16 protein-coding genes are annotated in these 16,725 nt (G+C 71.5%); 8 read left to right on the forward strand and 8 right to left on the reverse strand.

What is annotated here, in order from left to right:
* Positions 1-24: 24 nt before the first annotated feature.
* Both ACGFY5_RS40900 and ACGFY5_RS40905 read left to right on the forward strand, forming a co-directional pair.
* Positions 25-882 (forward strand): PHP domain-containing protein, encoded by an 858-nt coding sequence (locus ACGFY5_RS40900; protein WP_392729668.1) that lies wholly within the window; start codon positions 25-27, stop codon positions 880-882.
* Between the two features lie 33 nt (positions 883-915).
* Complete coding sequence (locus ACGFY5_RS40905; protein ID WP_392729671.1) at positions 916-1,755, forward strand: RecB family exonuclease; 840 nt, start codon at positions 916-918, stop codon at positions 1,753-1,755.
* A 98-nt stretch (positions 1,756-1,853) separates the two neighbouring features.
* Here the strand turns inward: ACGFY5_RS40905 and ACGFY5_RS40910 are convergent, their stop codons facing one another.
* Both ACGFY5_RS40910 and ACGFY5_RS40915 read right to left on the reverse strand, forming a co-directional pair.
* Positions 1,854-2,705, reverse strand: coding sequence for an oxygenase MpaB family protein (locus ACGFY5_RS40910; protein WP_392729672.1), 852 nt, complete (start codon positions 2,703-2,705; stop codon positions 1,854-1,856).
* Positions 2,706-3,545 carry an alpha/beta fold hydrolase gene (locus tag ACGFY5_RS40915; protein ID WP_392729674.1) on the reverse strand — a complete coding sequence of 280 codons (840 nt, stop codon included), beginning with the start codon at positions 3,543-3,545 and terminating at the stop codon, positions 2,706-2,708.
* A 99-nt stretch (positions 3,546-3,644) separates the two neighbouring features.
* Here ACGFY5_RS40915 and ACGFY5_RS40920 point away from each other — a divergent pair, with 99 nt between their 5' ends.
* A complete protein-coding gene (locus ACGFY5_RS40920; protein WP_392729676.1) occupies positions 3,645-4,184 on the forward strand; it encodes a DUF2231 domain-containing protein in 540 nt (179 codons plus the stop codon).
* Here the strand turns inward: ACGFY5_RS40920 and ACGFY5_RS40925 are convergent.
* Positions 4,181-4,591 carry a hypothetical protein gene (locus ACGFY5_RS40925; protein WP_392729679.1) on the reverse strand — a complete coding sequence of 137 codons (411 nt, stop codon included), beginning with the start codon at positions 4,589-4,591 and terminating at the stop codon, positions 4,181-4,183. The two genes, ACGFY5_RS40920 and ACGFY5_RS40925, sit on opposite strands and share 4 nt — an antisense overlap.
* 2 nt (positions 4,592-4,593) lie before the next feature.
* Positions 4,594-6,525: a DEAD/DEAH box helicase gene (locus ACGFY5_RS40930; protein ID WP_392729682.1), complete on the reverse strand. Its 1,932-nt coding sequence runs from the start codon at positions 6,523-6,525 to the stop codon at positions 4,594-4,596.
* Positions 6,526-6,846: 321 nt separating this feature from the next.
* On the opposite strand from ACGFY5_RS40930, the gene ACGFY5_RS40935 reads away from it, so the two are divergent.
* A complete protein-coding gene (locus ACGFY5_RS40935; RefSeq protein WP_392729685.1) occupies positions 6,847-7,467 on the forward strand; it encodes a ferritin-like fold-containing protein in 621 nt (206 codons plus the stop codon).
* Between the two features lie 167 nt (positions 7,468-7,634).
* On the opposite strand, the gene ACGFY5_RS40940 is transcribed toward ACGFY5_RS40935, so the two are convergent.
* Positions 7,635-7,862, reverse strand: coding sequence for a DUF3107 domain-containing protein (locus ACGFY5_RS40940; protein ID WP_344654569.1), 228 nt, complete (start codon positions 7,860-7,862; stop codon positions 7,635-7,637).
* A gap of 87 nt (positions 7,863-7,949) precedes the next feature.
* Positions 7,950-8,612 carry a TetR/AcrR family transcriptional regulator gene (locus ACGFY5_RS40945; protein ID WP_392729688.1) on the reverse strand — a complete coding sequence of 221 codons (663 nt, stop codon included), beginning with the start codon at positions 8,610-8,612 and terminating at the stop codon, positions 7,950-7,952.
* A 211-nt stretch (positions 8,613-8,823) separates the two neighbouring features.
* Here ACGFY5_RS40945 and ACGFY5_RS40950 point away from each other — a divergent pair, with 211 nt between their 5' ends.
* The 4 genes from ACGFY5_RS40950 (at position 8,824) to moeZ (ending at position 14,775) form a co-directional block, all read left to right on the forward strand.
* Positions 8,824-11,463, forward strand: coding sequence for a hypothetical protein (locus ACGFY5_RS40950; RefSeq protein WP_392729690.1), 2,640 nt, complete (start codon positions 8,824-8,826; stop codon positions 11,461-11,463).
* Positions 11,464-11,497: 34 nt separating this feature from the next.
* Positions 11,498-12,469 carry an alpha/beta fold hydrolase gene (locus tag ACGFY5_RS40955; protein ID WP_392729693.1) on the forward strand — a complete coding sequence of 324 codons (972 nt, stop codon included), beginning with the start codon at positions 11,498-11,500 and terminating at the stop codon, positions 12,467-12,469.
* Positions 12,470-12,526: 57 nt separating this feature from the next.
* A complete protein-coding gene (locus ACGFY5_RS40960; RefSeq protein ID WP_392729694.1) occupies positions 12,527-13,543 on the forward strand; it encodes a DUF3152 domain-containing protein in 1,017 nt (338 codons plus the stop codon).
* A 71-nt stretch (positions 13,544-13,614) separates the two neighbouring features.
* The gene (gene moeZ / locus ACGFY5_RS40965; RefSeq protein ID WP_392729697.1) at positions 13,615-14,775 is read left to right on the forward strand and encodes an adenylyltransferase/sulfurtransferase MoeZ; all 1,161 of its coding nucleotides are present in this window, start codon (positions 13,615-13,617) and stop codon (positions 14,773-14,775) included.
* Positions 14,776-14,828: 53 nt separating this feature from the next.
* On the opposite strand, the gene ACGFY5_RS40970 is transcribed toward moeZ, so the two are convergent.
* On the reverse strand, positions 14,829-16,316 hold the full coding sequence (locus tag ACGFY5_RS40970) for an amino acid permease (protein WP_392729700.1): 1,488 nt from the start codon (positions 16,314-16,316) through the stop codon (positions 14,829-14,831).
* A gap of 51 nt (positions 16,317-16,367) precedes the next feature.
* Positions 16,368-16,691 (reverse strand): MGMT family protein, encoded by a 324-nt coding sequence (locus tag ACGFY5_RS40975; protein ID WP_392729701.1) that lies wholly within the window; start codon positions 16,689-16,691, stop codon positions 16,368-16,370.
* Positions 16,692-16,725 lie beyond the last annotated feature (34 nt).

The following is a 16,725-nucleotide window of genomic DNA, read 5'->3' on the forward strand; positions in this document are numbered from 1 at the left end:
GACGCAGCGTGGCTACTGTGAGGCGTGGAACGGATCGACCTACACACGCACTCGACGGCCAGTGACGGCACTACTCGTCCCGAGCAGTTGGTGCTCGACGCAGCGCTAGCCGGCCTCGACGTCATCGGGTTGACCGACCACGACACGACCAACGGGTGGAAGCCCGCGATCGACGCTCTGCCGCCCGGCCTGACCCTGGTGCCGGGCGCAGAGCTCTCGTGTCTCTGGGAACCCGAGCATGGCTGGCCGATCAGCCTGCACCTGCTCGCCTACCTGTTCGACGCCACGGAGCCGGCATTCGCGGCGGAGCGGGCGATGCTGCGCGCGTCCCGCCTGACCCGTGCCGAGGAGATGGTCGGCATGCTGGTGGCCGACGGTGCGCCGATCACGTGGGAGGGCGTGCTGGCCATCGCCGACGGCGCTCCGGTCGGCCGCCCGCACATCGCGCAGGCGCTGGTCGCGGCCGGTGTGGTGCGGGACGTGCCGGAGGCGTTCGCGTCCGAGTGGCTGGGCGCGCGGTACCGGGTGCCCAAGCGCGACATCGAGGTGCTCGAAGCGCTGCGGCTGGTGCGCGGCGCGGGCGGTGTGACGGTGCTGGCGCACCCCAAGGCGTCCAAGCGCGGCCGGGTCATCGACGACGAGGTGTACGCCGAGCTCGCGGCCGCCGGCCTGACCGGCGTCGAGGTGGACCACCCCGACCACGACGCGTCGGAGCGGGCGTCGCTGGCGGGCATCGCCGCCGACCTGGGCCTGCTGACGACCGGGTCGAGCGACTACCACGGCACGAACAAGACCGTGCGGCTCGGGGAGAACACCACGCGGCCCGAGGTGTACGAGGAGCTGGTCTCGCTGGCGACCGGGGCGGCTCCGATCAAGGTCTGAATTCGTCGTACCCCCGTGGAAAGATCAAGCGTGATGGAACAACTCGGGCTCGCCGGGATGCCGACTCGGCTCTTCTCCTGCACTCCGTCCAAATTGGCCACGTTCGCGGAGTGCCCACGCCGGTACCGCATGACCTATGTCGACCGGCCGTCCCCGCCCAGGGGTGCGCCCTGGGCGCACAACGCGTTGGGCGCGACGGTGCACAACGTCCTGCGCTCGTGGTGGCTGCTGCCCCGGCAGGAGCGGACGCCGGGCGCGAGCCGCAAGCTGCTGCGCGAGGCGTGGATCTCCGACGGCTACCGTGACGCCGAGCAGCAGGCGTCGGCCAAGGAGCTCGCGGCCGGGTGGCTGGAGAGCTACCTGGAGAAGGTCGATCCCGACGCCGAGCCGTTCGGGCTGGAGCGCACGGTGGCGATGCGCACCGAGACGCTCGCGGTCTCCGGGCGCATCGACCGGCTCGACGATCGCAACGGCGAGCCGGTCGTCGTCGACTACAAGACCGGCCGGTCGCCGCTGTCCGAATCGGACGCCGCGGGCTCGCAGGCGCTGGCGCTCTACGCGCTGGCCGCCGCGCGGACGCTACGGCGGCCGTGTCAGCGTGTCGAGCTGCATCATCTGAGCGCCGGTGAGGTCTACACCCACGTCCACACGCCGGAGCGCCTGGAGAGGCATCTGAGGCGGGCGGAAGCCACTGCTGCGGACGCGGTGGAGGCCGAGTCGAGCTTCAAAGAGCGTGGCGCGTCCGCCGACGAGGCTTTTCCGCCCGCTCCGGGGCCGCGCTGCTCGTGGTGCGACTTCCGTCGCCACTGCCCGGAGGGCCAGGCCGCCGGCCCCGCCAAGGAGCCGTGGGCGGCCCTCCCAGAACAACGCTGACAGGCGAGCGCGAAACCTTGAGTATCACTTATACGCGGCGGTCTCGCGCTCGACTGCCAGCGTTGCCCTGGGAGGGCTCCAGGTTCAAGCCACTCCCGCTACGCGGGAAGTTCTTCCAGGCGGCGGACGGGGACGCCGGCGACGCGGGCGCGGGCGGCCTTGAGGTGGGGGCCTTCGCGGACCGGTGCGGGGAGCGCCAGCACCGCCGTGCGGAGGGCCCGGAGGCTCGCGGTCGCGGTCAGCTCGGTGCCGGGTAGCACGGGCAGGTGCGTGTAGAGCCGCTTCGCCCAGCTGGGCAGCAGCCCGAAGCCCATCGCCACGAGCGCGCCCCAGCTCGGCGCCGCGGGGGTCGCCCACCGCACCCACCAGCGCATCGGGGGCACGCTCAGCAGCTTCAGGCCCTCGTAGGCGGGCCCGGTGGCGCGCAGCACCGGCCGGACGTCGTCGAAGTACGCGGCCAGGTCGGCGGCCGAGCGCGGAACCTCGTCGGTCACGCCGATCAGGCGGGCCTGCCGCACCTGCTCGGCGACGTACCGGTCGGCCTCGGCGTCGGAGAGCCGCAGGCCCCCGCGCCGTGCCGCGTAGAGGAACGAGTCGACCTCGCAGCAGTGCACCCAGCGCAGCAGCGACGGGTCGTCCACCGGGTAGACCTTTCCGGAGTCGGGGTCGACAGCGGTCAGGCGCCGGTGCAGTTTGCGGACCCTGGCCGCGACGTCCTCGGCGTCCGCCGACGTGCCGAACGTGGTGACCGCGACGTACTCCGCCGTGCGCTGCAAGCGCGTCCACGGATCGTCCCGGTACTGGGAGTTGGCCGCGACGCCTGCCATCGCGACCGGGTGCAGCGCCTGCAGCAGCAGCGCCCGCAGCCCTCCGACAGCGAACGACGGATCGGCATGGATGCGCCAGGTGACGCTCTCCGGCCCGTAGAGGCCGAGGTCGGAAATCGCCATTTACCTAGTGTGCACCCAGAACGTCTCCAGCGCCTGCGCGGTCGCTGCGGTGTTCTCGATCGCCGGTGAGTGCGCGGCGCCCCGGACGACCTCGTGGCGGGCACCCAGCCGCTCGGCCATGTCGGTTTGCACCGGCGGCAGCCAGGCGTCGTCGTTCTCGCCGTGGCAGACCAGCACCGGGACGCCGGTCGCCTTGAGCTCCGCGGTGCGGTCGGGTTCGGTGCTCAACGCGTCGCCCATGCCGCGCAGGCCGGCCGCCGACGAGGCGACGAACCGCTTCCGCAGGAACGCGTTTACCTCCGGTGGCGTCGCGTGCCACCGGGGATCGTTGCGGGCGGCCTCCTCCATGGCGTCGTACACGGCTTCCATGCCGCGGGGGAGCAGCGGCTCGAGCCGGGTCATCCGGTCGCGCCTGGCGCCGGCGATCGCGGCCGGTCCGGAGCCCAGCAGCGTCAGCGACCGGAACTCCGCCGGTGCGGCCAGGACGGCCGCGCGGGCGACGAGGCCGCCGAACGAGTGCCCGACGAGGTGCACCGGGCCGTCGCCGAGCGCGGTGGCCACGGCGCGGACGACGTCACCGAGCCATTCGACGGTGTAACCGAGCGGGTCGGCCGGGCCCGGGGACTCGAACTGGCCGGGCTGGTCGATCGCCACCACGCGGAACCCCGCCCCGGTCAGCGGGTCGAACAGCGGCGCGAAGTCTTCCTTGCTGCCGGTGTAGCCCGGGACGAACAACGCGGTGCCGCGCTTCGGAGCCGCGGGGGCGTCCCACCCGGCGACCGGGTAGCCGCACGCGTCGAAGACGACCCGGGAGGCGCGATGAGGCGCGAGCTGAGTCACGCTTCCAGTGTGCCCGCGAACCTGTTGCAGGAGTTCTTCGTGTGACTAGCCAGGCTGTTCCTTAGGGTACGGCTGTAACCCTGTCGGCGGAGGTCTCCCGTGTTCGAGAAAGTGTTCGGCCTGCCGGCCCACCCGTTGGTGGTGCACGCGGCGGTCGTCCTGGTGCCGATCGCGGTCCTGTCCGCGTTCGCCTACGTGCTGGTGCCGCGGCTCAGGCCCAAGATCGGCTGGGTGCTGGCGCTCAGCTCGCTGGCCGGTGCGGGGGCGTCGATCGTCGCGGCGGAGACCGGTGACCGCCTGGCGAAGTTCCTCGGTGGATCCGACGCGATCAACGAGCACGGCGGCTTCGGGCTCGACACCCGCAACATGGCGGTGCTGCTCGCCGTCGTCGCCGTGGTGCTGTTGATCGTGGAGCGCGCGCGTGCCAACCGGCGCGAGCCGATGCGCGGCTACGCAGAGCGTGACCAGTGGGGGATGGTCGGTGAGCAGCCGCGCGGCAACAGCAGCGGCTCGACCGTGCTCACCGTCGTCTCGGTGGTGCTGATGATCGCGCTGCTGGCCACCGCGGTCGGTGCCGCCGTTTCGGTCGCCCGGGCGGGCGACACCGGGGCGCGGATGGTGTGGGAGGGCGTCGGCTAGATGCCGGTCGCCGTACCGGCTCTGATGACCATCATCAGGAGCAGCAGGAACAGCACGACCAGCGTCAGTACGCCGACGCCGACCGTGACAGCCCGTGCCTGGGCGTCGTCACGGTCGAGCGCGTCGTGGTCCTGTGTCGGCAGCGCGCGTGGCACCGGCCCCGGGCTGATCACCGGGCCCCACCCGACCGCCTCGGACGGGCGGCGCATGGGGGGAGGCCCGGCGTAGCCGGTGGTTCGGCCCGGCACCGCCGATCGGGGGCTCCCGGGCGGGTTTCCGTTCGGGCTCCCAGCCGGGTTTCCGGCCGGGTTTCCAGCCGGGTTTCCGGCCGGGCGACGCCAGAAGACGTCGCCCGCCGAGCCGTCCGGGGAGGCCCAGCCGTTCAGGCCGTTCACGGACGGCGGCACGGTCACTCGCCGCTGGCGGCGTCGGCCGGTGCGTCCGCGGCGTCGGTGCCGGTGCCGCGACGGACACGGCTCGTTCCGGTCCGGCGACGTCGGCGCCGACGCGGGGCAGCGCCGTCCTCGCCGTCGACCGCGGCGATCGGCTCGCCGTCCTCGGTTGCCTCGGTGACAGCGGCGGCCGGGAGGAACGCCGGGGGAGCGAGCGTCGCCACGGTTGCCGTCACCGGCTCCGTGGCCGGCTCCGCTGCCCCCTCCGGCGGCAGGGTTTCCGACAGCGGAGTTTCCGGCAGCGGGGTTTCGGCCAGCACCTGACCGCCGCGCAGCCGCCGCCGCGGCTTGGTGCGCTGCCGGGCCGGCAGCTCGATCTCGGCGGCCTCGCCCTCGGGCGCGCGCGGGTCGAGGTCGTCGCCCTTGCGGTCGCGCGTCCGGACCCGGGTGCGGCGGGCCTTCTTGCCGCCGGTCTCGCCGAGGTCTTCGACCTCTTCGGCGTCCAGACCGGCCCGGGTGCGCTCCTTGCGGGGGAGCACGCCGGTGGCCTCGGCCGGGATGTCCAGCTCGGCGAGCAGGTGATCCGACGTCGAGTACGTCTCCGGCGGATCGGCGAACGGGAGGTCCAGCGCCGTGTTGATCATCGTCCAGCGGGTGAGCTCGTCCCAGTCGACGAACGTCACCGCGACGCCGTCGGCGCCGGCGCGCCCCGTGCGGCCGATCCGGTGCAGGTAGGTCTTCTCGTCCTCGGGGCACTGGTAGTTGATGACGTGGGTGACGCCGGTGACGTCGATGCCGCGGGCGGCGACGTCGGTGGCGACCAGCACGTCGACCTTGCCCGAGCGGAACGCGCGGAGTGCCTGCTCACGGGCGCCCTGCCCGAGGTCGCCGTGGACGGCGGCCGCGGCGAACCCGCGGTCGACCAGGTCGTCGGCGACCTTCTGCGCGGTGCGCTTGGTGCGGCAGAACACCATCGTCAGGCCGCGGTCGCGGGCCTGCAGGATGCGCGCGAGCATCTCGGACTTGTCGAGCGCGTGCGCCCGGTAGATGTGCTGCGCCGTGGTGGGCACCGTGCGACCGGCGTCGGGCTCCTCGGCCCGGATGTGCACCGGCTGACGCATGAACTGCCGTGCCAGCGCGACGATCGGCCCGGGCATCGTGGCGCTGAACAGCATCGTCTGCCGCTCGGACGGGATCGTGGCGAGGATGCGCTCGATGTCGGGCAGGAAGCCCAGGTCGAGCATCTCGTCGGCCTCGTCGAGGACCAGGATCGAGACCGCGCCCAGCTGCAGGTGGCCCTGCTCGACCAGGTCGAGCAGGCGGCCCGGGGTTCCGATGACGACGTCGACGCCGTTCTTCAGCGCGGCGATCTGCGGCTCGTAGGCCCGGCCGCCGTAGACCGAGAGCACCCGAACCTTCCGGGTCTTGCCGGCCGCCGAGAGGTCACGCGTGACCTGGACGCACAGCTCGCGGGTGGGCACGACGACGAGAGCCTGCGGCGCGCCACCCGCAGCGCGGTCACCCTCGCCCGGCGCTTCGATACGCTGGAGCAGTGGGACACCGAAGCCAAGTGTCTTGCCGGTGCCGGTGCGGGCCTGCCCGATGAGGTCGCTCCCCGCGAGGGCGATCGGGAGCGTCAGCTCCTGGATCGCGAACGCGCGGGTGATGCCGACCGATTCGAGGGCCTTGACGGTCTCCGGGCGGACGCCCAGCTCGGCGAAGAGCGGGTTCTGCTCGCTGACCGGCTTGGTAGCGGTGAGCTCCTCGATCTGCTCCACCTCGGGTGCGCCGGTGGTGGCGTGCTCGAGCAGAACCGGGTCAGCGTCCGGCGTGTTGTTCGTATTCAGGGGTCTTCGCCTCTCTCCGAGTGCGCAGACGCCCTGGTGGATCCGGTAGCAACAGGGGTACGTCCGGCGCTCGCGCCTGCCGCGGTGCGGCAGCGGGCTCAACGGGACGACGCCCCCCTGGAGTGGGGTCCGCGCTCGATGTTCAACTGCTGTTGTTGCTGGTACTACCGTCTGTGGGTCCGAAGGACCTGGCACTCGCGCGGGCAATCGTTACGGCGCGAGTTAGTGCGGTGACGGGTGTCACCTCACTCATAGCCTACCGCGACGGTTTTCGCACCTGCGGTGGCGTGGTGCTGTGATCGGCGATCTGTGACGAACACCGCCATGTCTCCGCGCGATTGCGCAGGCTCTACGGTGTGCACGTCGACCGGAGAACAGTCAGTTCGAGGAGTTCCGCTGAGCGTTTCGGGCAATGAAGCTTCGGTGGCCGACCTGCTCGGCGTTTTGTCCTATGGTGCGCTGGTCGCGTTCGACAACCTCGGAGCGGATGCGCGACTCGCGCCGGATCTGCGGCGGCGCGCCGCCCTCAGCGAGATGGCCGCGGCCGAGTTGGTGCACTACCGGCGGCTCGCCGACCGGCTGGCCGAGCTCGGCGTCGACGCGATGGACGCGATGGCGCCGTTCGTGACGTCGCTGGACGCCTATCACGAGTCGACGCGGCCGCGGGACTGGCTCGAAGGTCTGGTCAAAGCGCACGTCGGCGACGGCATCGCGGACGACTTCTACCGCGAGGTCGCCGCGCACCTCGACGAGCCGGACCGTTCGCTCGTCCTCGAGGTGCTCCACGACGACCGGCACGCCGCGTTCGCGGTGGCCGAGGTGCGGGCGGCGGTGGACGCCGATCCGGTGCTGGCCGACCGGCTCGGCCTGTGGGCCCGGCGCCTGGTCGCCGAGGCGATCACGCAGGCGCAACTCGTCGTCGTCGCCAGACCGGGGCTCGTCGCCCTGATCGAACCAGGCGAACTAGCCGGCCTCGGCGCCCTCATCGAACGCCTCACCACCGGCCACGCCTCCCGCCTCGCCTCCCTAGGGCTCCGCTCTTAGGGGGCGGCCCGTCCAGAACGACGCTGCCGAGCGGGCGGCAGGACTTGAGTATCACTTATACGCGGCGTCCTGCCGCCCGATCGGCAGCGTCGCCCTGGACGGGCTCCAGGTTCGTGCAAACGACGAACGCCCGGCCGCAGGCCGGGCGTTCGTCGTTTCGTGCTGTATCAGGGCGTACCGAAGCCCACGCGTCGTAGTTCGCTCTCGGCGATCTCGACGTACGCGATCTTGTCGGCCGGGACGACAACGCGCCGCCCCTTCTCGTCGACGAGGGACAGCAGCCCCGACCGCCCGCCGAGCGCTTCGGCGACCGCCTGCTCGACCTCGTCCTGGCTCTGGGTGCTCTCCAGCACGAGCTCGCGCGGAGCGAACTGCACGCCGATCTTGACCTCCACCGCAGTGCCTCCTCGCTGACATGCTCACATCAACCGAACTAGAAGCTATCCGATCGATGCCCCGACCGAGTGGCGCGGGCGGCGGTGTCAGCGTTGAGCGGAATTTTCCGCCTCGCGCTCCAGCGGGAAGTCCGAGATCCCGCGCCAGAGCAACGTGCTCAGCAGCCCGACGGCCTCGTCCTTCGGAACGGCCCGGTTGGCGTTGAGCCAGTAGCGCGCCGCGATCTCGGACGCACCGGTCAAACCGACCGCGAGAAGCTCGGCGCGGGCCCGTGAGACACCGGTGTCATGCCCGATCGTGTCGGCGATCGCTTCCATGCAGAGCTGTGAAGCGCGCTCGACCCGCTCGCGCACCGCGGGCTCGTTACGCAGGTCGGACTCGAAGACGAGCCGGAACGCCTCGCCCTCACCGTCGATGAAGTCGAAGTAGGCCTTCGTGGTGAGGTAGACGCGAACCTTGTTGTCGGTCGTACCCGCGAGTGCCTGTGTGACGTGGTTCACCAGCGACTCGGTGTGCTGGTCGATCAGCGCCAGATACAGGTCGAGCTTGCCGGGGAAGTGCTGGTAGAGCACCGGCTTCGAGACGCCTGCCCGGTCCGCGATGTCGTCCATCGCCGCGGCGTGGTAGCCGTTGGCGACGAAGACCTCCTGCGCGGCGGTGAGCAACTGGCGACGTCGCGCGGACCGCGGCAGTCGTCCCGTCCTGGCGCCGCTCGCGGCGACCGGATCACTGCTCACCGGGGTAGCCATGCTTTCCTCCAGCCTTGCGGACCTTTCCGCACTTACCGCCGGGTAGCAAGACTACGCGAGGTGTCTCGAACGTTCTGCCCGCTCGGCCGGAACCGCCGTACGTTCGGCCCGTTTGCCCGTTCGGTACTGGACCGTTCCCCCTCAGAGGCCTGACCGGACGGGCCATCCGTCGGTAGCCTGCACTCGAAGTCGTAAGAGACAGGAGCACGTCGTGACCACCGCTCCGCATCGCAACCGACACCTGGTCGGGGCGCACGCGGTGTTCTCGGTGCGCTCCTCCGGTCCGGACAGCTCCCGGCCACTCGCGGTCACCGCGCTGCTCGACGCTGTGCGCGCGGTGGTCGGCGTCCGTGACGTCGAGCTTCGAACCGCAGCGGGCGGAGACCGTACTCTCCATGTGGATCTCGTCGACGGTGCGGACGAGAGGGCAGTGGCGTGGTCAGTGACCCGGATCCTGGACGAAAGGCTCGGCGTGGAGGTTGACCAGACCCGATCGGTTCTGGTGGACGATGGTGTGGACGAGGGTCGCAGCGTGCCGCTCGACGGTCCGCAGCGGCGCGTCCACCTCGAGCGCTTACAGGTCGTCACCGGCGGCCTGGATGTCCGGGTGGACGTCGCGCTCGCGACGCACTCGGCGCGCGTCGTCGGTTCGGCCAGCGGTCCGGCTGTCGAACGCACCGTGCTGCGCACGGTCGCCGGCGCAACGCTGAACGCGGTCGACGCCCTGCTCGAGGGCCGTGCGCGCTGCGGGCTCGACCAGGCGGAGCTCACCGACATCGGTTCGGACCGGCTCGCCATCGCGGTCGTGACGCTGCTGACGCCCGGGCAGGTCGACCGCCTCGCCGGTGCGGCACTGGTCCGCGGCGACGCGCGTCAGGCCATGGTGCGCGCGGTGCTGTCCGCGTTGAACCGGCGGTTCGAGTCCCTGCTGCCGGAGAGCGGCACGGCGTCGTCGTGGGCGGCGAACAGCCTGCACTCCGCGCCGCCGCTCGCGGTCGAGAACACCGCGACCTACCGGACGATCATGGCCGGTACCGACTTCCCCGACGGCCCCGGTTTTTCCGACGGCCCCGGTTTCTCGGACGGCTCCGGTTTCTCGAACGGACGGAGCTTCCCGGAGGAGCCCGGCAGTCCGTCCGAGCCGGCATACGACGCCGACCCGGAGACCGAACCGCTGTACCCGACGCGGGCGGACGTCACGCACTCCGAGGCCACCCGGCCGGAGAGCGCACCGTTCGGTGGGCCCCAATTCGACGCGCCCCAATTCGACGCGCCCCAGTTCGACACGCCACAGTTCGAGGCGCCCCGGCTCGGGGCGTCGGAGGCCGGTGGGCCGCAGTACGGAGCGCCGGCCGAGGCCGCGCAGCCGGACGTGGCGGCGCCCGGGCCGGTGCGCGGTGGTCGCGCTGCGCGTCGCGCCGCGGCCGCCGCGCGCGAAGAGGCGGAACAGCCGCCGAGCGCCGCCGAGCCGAAGTACGCGGCGAGCACGCCGTTCATCCCACCGGCGGAACCGTCGCCGTCCCCGTACCGGGATCCGGTCGCGTCGCCCACCGGTGAGCTCGAACTCGCCAACGGGCAGAGTGGCGGCGACCTGGGCGACTGGGCGGCTGCGACCTGGGCACGCCTGGTCGACAACGACCCGAAGAACGGCTCCGAGCGCCCGGTCGCGGCGCAGGCCGACAGCTACGCCTCGTACCAGTCCGCGGCCAAGGCCGACCGCGTCAGCGGGTCCTTCCCGGTCGTGAACCCGCCCGAGCCCGAGTTCGACGCACGGGCGAGCGGTGACCTGAGCGCGGCGGCCTCGTCCGCGGTGTTCATGCCGCCGGTGGAGCCCGAGGCCTACACGCCCCCCGACGAGCCGGTCTGGTCGTGGCCGACGTCCGAGGAGCCGGCTGCGGCGTCCGCGGAGTGGAATCCACCGCGCTGGGACGAGCCCGCTGCGGCGGCCGAGCCCGGCAACGTGTCGTCGGCGCCGTACGGGCGCTCCCCGAACGGCGCGGCGGCCGGCAACGGCCTGGGTGGCCTGAGCGGGGGCGGCCTGGGCGGCAGCTATCTCGAGCGCGAGTACGGCGGGCTGGGGGCCCCGGCCGGCTCCTCCGGTGCGGGCCGGGGCCGGCACGGACGCGGCGACGCACCGACGTCCGGGCAGCCGGCCGCGAACGGCTATGGCGGTCAGGACTCCTACGGCGGTGGGTACGGGCAGAACGGCCGCAACGGCGCCGGTCTCGGCAACCCTGGCGGTCTGGGGAGCCCGGGGCGGGGCCTCGGTGGCCCCACTGGTGCTTCCCGGGACCTCGGCGGGCTGGGTCCGGCATCGGGGCCCGGCGGCTACGGCGGCCTGGGCCCGGCACCGACGTCCTCCGGCCCCCTCGGCCCGCTGGGCCCCGGGAACTCCGGCCCGATGGGCCCCGGCCCCGGCCCCGGGAACTCTGGCCCGATGGGCCCCGGCCCCGGCCCCGGGAACTCTGGCCCGATGGGCCCCGGCCCCGGGAACTCCGGCCCCGCTAACCCCGGACCGGGGAATTCGGTGCCGCCGCGGCGGCGGCACGCGGCCGAGCCCACCGGAACGTGGCCGCTCGTGCACGACCCGCTGGGCCCCGGCAGCGGTGCCCCGGGCGGCGGTCCCGGCGGCGCCGGTCAGGGGAGCGGCGGCCCGGGCGGTCAGGGCGGCCCCGGCGGATCGTGGGCCGACCCGCAGCCGCTCGGCCCACCGAACCAGCGCGAACCGAGCCCGGCCGAGCGCGGCTACCGCGGGCCCGGTGGCCCGGGTGAGCGTCGCGAGCAGCAGGGCGGGCGCGCACGACGGCGCTACGCGGACGAGGACAGCGGTCGGCACGGCGGCAATTACTGATTCGGTGGTCTGAACCGCAGGCACACTGGATCGAGTGACGCCTGCTCGCCTCGCCGCTGATTCCACAGTTCGCCCCACCCCCGTCCCGGAAGTGCCGCCGTGGCCCGGCCGGACCGTCGACGTCGCCTGGCCGGGCGGCACGGTGCAGATTCACGTCCGCGAGACCCCGGCCACCTCGCCGGGCGCCGAGCCCGCGCTCTACGTGCACGGTCTCGGCGGCTCGGGTCAGAACTGGACCGACCTCGCCGACCTGCTCTCCGACCGGCTGGACGGCCAGGCGATCGACCTGCCGGGGTTCGGCCGCAGCGGCCCGGCCCTGCCCGGTGGTTACACCCAGCAGAGTTACGCAGACCTGGTGATCCGCTGGATCGAATTGTCGGACCGCGGGCCGGTCCACCTGTTCGGCAACTCGCTCGGCGGTGCGGTGGTGATCCGCGTCGCCGCGCAGCGTCCCGACCTGGTGCGCACGTTGACGCTCATCTCGCCGGCGATGCCGGTGTACCTCCCACAGCCGACCCACCGGCACATGCTGCCGGTACTGGTGGTCCCGCGGGTGGAGCGCATCGTCGAGCGTGTGTTGCGCGGCGCGACCCCGCACCAGATGGCCAAGGGCATGGTCGACGTCTGCTTCGCTGATCCCAATGCGGTGTCGTCGCAGCGCTGGGACGAGGCGGTGGCGGAGGCCGAACAGCGGCTCGAGGTGCCGTGGGGCGCGGAGGCCTACGTGCGCACGGTCCGCGGTCTCGTGGGCTCGTACCTGGTACCCCCGGGTCGCTCGCTGTGGCGGATGGCCGCTCGGATAGAGGCACCGACGCTCGTCATCTGGGGCCACCAAGATCGGATGGTGAGTGTCAAATTGGCCACACGGACCGCGAAGGTGATACCAGACAGTCGGTTGCTCGTTCTACGCGGTGTGGGACATACAGCCCAACTCGAATGTCCCCGTATCGTGGCTCGCGCAGTGGTGCCGCTCCTGACAGGGCATCGTTTGCAGTACACGGGGTAAGGCTGCGAAAAATGTGACCGGGGAGGCGCACTGAGCGAGCGGACCGCGGACCCGGCCGTGCGCGGAGACGACTCCCCGCCGGGCCCCGCGACCACCGACTTCGGTGGGCGACGCACCCGCGGCGCCCACCGGCCGGAGACCGGCTCCGAAGCTCGGCGCGCACTCCGCGCCGAGATCCGGCGTGGGCGCCGTCCCGGTGACCGGCCGGCGACGGTCGGGCCACCGCGCTACTCGGTGTCCGCGGTCTACCTGCGTGCGCAGCGGCAGGCCTCCCGGCACCGCGCGGCCCGTCGTCGCCGTCGGTTCCTCGTGCTGCTGGCGCTGCTCACGTGTGTGCTCGTCCTCGTGGACCTCGTCCGCGGCCACGACACCGAGCCCGAGCGGCCCCAGGCGAGCGCCAGTGCCAGCGCCAGCGCGAGCCCTGGCATGCCCGCGGTGGCCAACCCCAGCGCCGAAGCCGTCCAGCCGGAAGCGACGCCGTCGGCGCGCATCGCGATCTCCGTGCCGCAGCGCGGCTCCGGGAAGTTCACGGTGGCCGGTGGGACGACGCCGGTGCGGGGCACCGCCGGAACCCTCGTCCGCTACCAGGTGCAGGTGGAGAAGGGCTCCGGCCAGGGCGCGGGTACGTTCGCCGATGCCGTCGACGCGACGCTCGCGGACCCGCGCGGCTGGACCGCGGCGAAGAAGTGGCGTTTCCAGCGGGTCGCCGGTGGCGCCGCGGACGCGGTGATCCTGCTCGCGACGCCGGCGACCACGAACAGGATCTGTCGCGCGGGTGGCCTGGATCCCGGTGGGTACACGTCCTGCCGCACCGGCGACCAGGTCGTGATCAACCTCGCCCGCTGGTTGCTCGCGGTTCCGGCGTTCGACGGCGACCTCGCCACGTACCGGCAGTACGTCGTCAACCATGAGATGGGCCACCAGCTCGGGCACGGACACGTGCTCTGCGGCGGAAGTGGCAAACCGGCGCCGGTGATGCAGCAGCAAACGCTGGGCCTGCAGGGATGCGTGCCGAACGCCTGGCCGTTCGTGAACGGGAAGTATCTGAGCGGGGCGCCCACCGCCGGACAGTAGTCGGGAACAATGGAGCCGCAGCTCCGGTTCCCTACCGGAGAAGTAGTGTCCCCGCTTGGAAGGAGCCGCTCGTGGCCCTGCCGCCGCTGGTCGAGCCGGCCGCGTCGTTGTCCGTCGACGAGGTACGCCGCTATTCGCGGCACCTGATCATCCCCGACGTCGGGATGGACGGGCAGAAGCGGTTGAAGAACGCCAAGGTGCTGTGTGTGGGCGCGGGCGGTCTCGGTTCGCCGACCCTCATGTACCTGGCCGCCGCCGGTGTCGGGACGCTCGGCATCGTCGAGTTCGACACCGTCGACGAGTCGAACCTGCAGCGCCAGATCATCCACGGCCAGTCCGACATCGGCCGGAGCAAGGCCGAGTCCGCGCGTGACTCGGTCAAGGAGATCAACCCGTACGTCAACGTGATCCTGCACGAAACCCGGCTCGAGTCGGACAACGTGCTGGACATCTTCCGCGACTACGACCTGATCGTCGACGGCACCGACAACTTCGCCACGCGTTATCTGGTGAACGATGCCGCGGTGCTGCTCGGCAAGCCCTACGTCTGGGGCTCGATCTACCGGTTCGAGGGCCAGGTCAGCGTCTTCTGGGACGAGCACGGCCCGAACTACCGCGACCTGTACCCGGTTCCGCCGCCGCCCGGCATGGTGCCCAGCTGCGCCGAGGGTGGCGTGCTCGGCATTCTGTGCGCGTCGATCGCGTCCGTGCAGGCCACCGAGGCCATCAAGCTGATCACCGGCATCGGTGAGACGCTGCTGGGCCGCCTGATGGTCTACGACGCCCTCGAGATGTCGTACCGGACGATCAAGATCCGCAAGGACCCCGCCGGTGAGCCGATCACCGGGCTCATCGACTACGAGGAGTTCTGCGGCACGGTCTCCGAGGAGGCGCAGGACGCCGCCCGCGGGTCCACGATCACCAACCCGGAGCTGCAGGAGTGGAAGGAGGCGGGGAAGGACTACTTCCTGGTCGACGTCCGCGAGCCGGCCGAGTTCGAGATCGTGTCGATCCCTGGCGCGACGCTCATCCCGAAGGGCGACATTCTCTCCGGGCAGGCGCTCTCGCAGTTCCCGCAGGACAAGCAGATCGTGCTGTACTGCAAGACCGGGGTCCGGTCGGCCGAGGCGCTCGCCGCGGTCAAGGCCGCGGGGTTCAAGGATGCGGTGCACGTGCAGGGTGGCGTGATCGGCTACGTCAAGCAGATCGACCCGTCCCTCCCCGAGTACTGAGTTCCGCCCGAAGAGGGCCGGCCGCGTCAGCGGCCGGCCCTCTTTCGTATCGCTTACTCGACGCGGGCGGGCGCGGGGGTGCGCTCGCCGCGCGCCAGGCGCGAGTGGCGGCGTCCGTACGCGAAGTAGATCGCGAACCCGATGACCATCCAGGCCAGGAACCGCAGCCAGGTCGCGACCTCGAGGAACAGCATCAGCACGACGCAGGAGATGACGGCGAGCGCCGCTACGGCCGGCAGCCCCCGCACCCGGAACGTGCGGTCCAGGTCCGGCCGGGTCCGACGAAGCACCAGCGTCGCGATCGAGACGAGCACGAACGCGAACAGCGTCCCGATGTTCACCATCTCGGCCAGTGCGGACAGCGGCAGCAGCCCGGCCAGGATCGCCACGATCACGCCGACGATGATCGTGATGCGGTACGGCGTCCCGAACCGCGGGTGCACCGCGCCGAGCTTCGGCGGCAGCAGCCCGTCCCGGCTCATCGCGAATGCCACGCGGCTCTGGCCCAGCATCAGCACCATGATCACGGTCGTCAGACCGGCGAGCGCGCCGATCGTGATGAAGTCGGCGAACAGCGGGTGGCCGACGTCGCGGAACGCGGTGGCCAGCGGCGCCTCCGGGTCCAGCTCGCTGTACTTCTGCATGCCGACGACGACCAGCGACACCGCCACGTACAGCACCGTACAGATCACCAGCGAGCCGAGAATGCCGCGGGGAACGTCGCGCTGCGGGTTCTTGGTCTCCTCGGCGGTCGTCGCGACGACGTCGAAACCGATGTAGGCGAAGAACACGAGCGCGGCCGCCGCGAGGACGCCGCTGACGCCGAAGCTGGCGGGTCCGGACCCGAAGATCGTCTGGATCAGCGTCGCGGACAGGCCCGATTCACCTTCGGCGGGCTTCGACGGCGGAATGAACGGCGTGTAGTTCGACGCCTTGACGAAGAACAGCCCGGCGACGATCACGAACAGCACGACGAGCAGCTTGATCGCCACGACGATCGCGTTGAGCCGCGACGAGATCCGGATACCGGTGACCAGCACCGCGGTGAGGATCAGCACGATGACCGCGGCAGGCAGGTTGAAGACGCCGTCCTCGGCACTGGAGATCGACGTGGGTAGCTCCCAGCCGATCGTCTCCAGCAGCACCGTCAGGTACTGCGACCACCCCACCGAGACGGTGGCCGCTCCGATCAACAGTTCCAGGATCAGGTCCCAGCCGATGATCCAGGCGACGAGTTCGCCGATGCCCACGTACGAGAACGTGAACGCGCTGCCGGCGACCGGCACCGTCGAGGCGAACTCGGCGTAGCACAGACCGGCCAGGCCGCAGGCGATCGCCGCGATCACGAACGAGATCGCCACCGCGGGGCCGGCCGACTCCTGGGCGGCCTCACCGGTGAGAACGAAGATGCCGGTGCCGATGATGACGCCGACGCCGAAGACCGTCAGGTCCAGACCGGACAAATCCTTTTTGAGTTGATGTTCGGGCTCTTCAGTCTCTTGAATAGCTTGTTCGACCGTTTTGGTGCGCATCACGCTCATGGGGGTCCTCCCGGTCCGGATGCCGGTCCTGTTTCCCCTTGACGCGCTGTGTTAACCGGCCTCTCCGGGCCACCACCGAGCGGCGTCCATCGCGACCTTCACGCCCCGGAACGCGACGCCCTCGCCGCGCAGCCGACGGGTGGCCTCGTCCTCGTGGCCCGGGGGGAGGCGACCGTCGGACGCCACGACCCGGTGCCAGGGCACCGCGCTGCCGTAACGGGCCATCACGGCGCCGACAGTGCGGGCCGACCCGCTGCCCGTGCGCTCCCGGACGACCTCGGCGACCATGCCGTAGCTCATCACCCGACCGGGCGGGATCTCCTCGACCACGTCGAGGACCTGTTCCACGTACTCACTCGGGGGTGTCGAGGCCACGAGTCCCATTCTTCACGGGGCAAAATGTCCTTCC

The sequence above is a fragment of the Cryptosporangium sp. NPDC048952 genome (assembly GCF_043197895.1).
In the GTDB taxonomy this organism is placed as follows: domain Bacteria; phylum Actinomycetota; class Actinomycetes; order Mycobacteriales; family Cryptosporangiaceae; genus Cryptosporangium.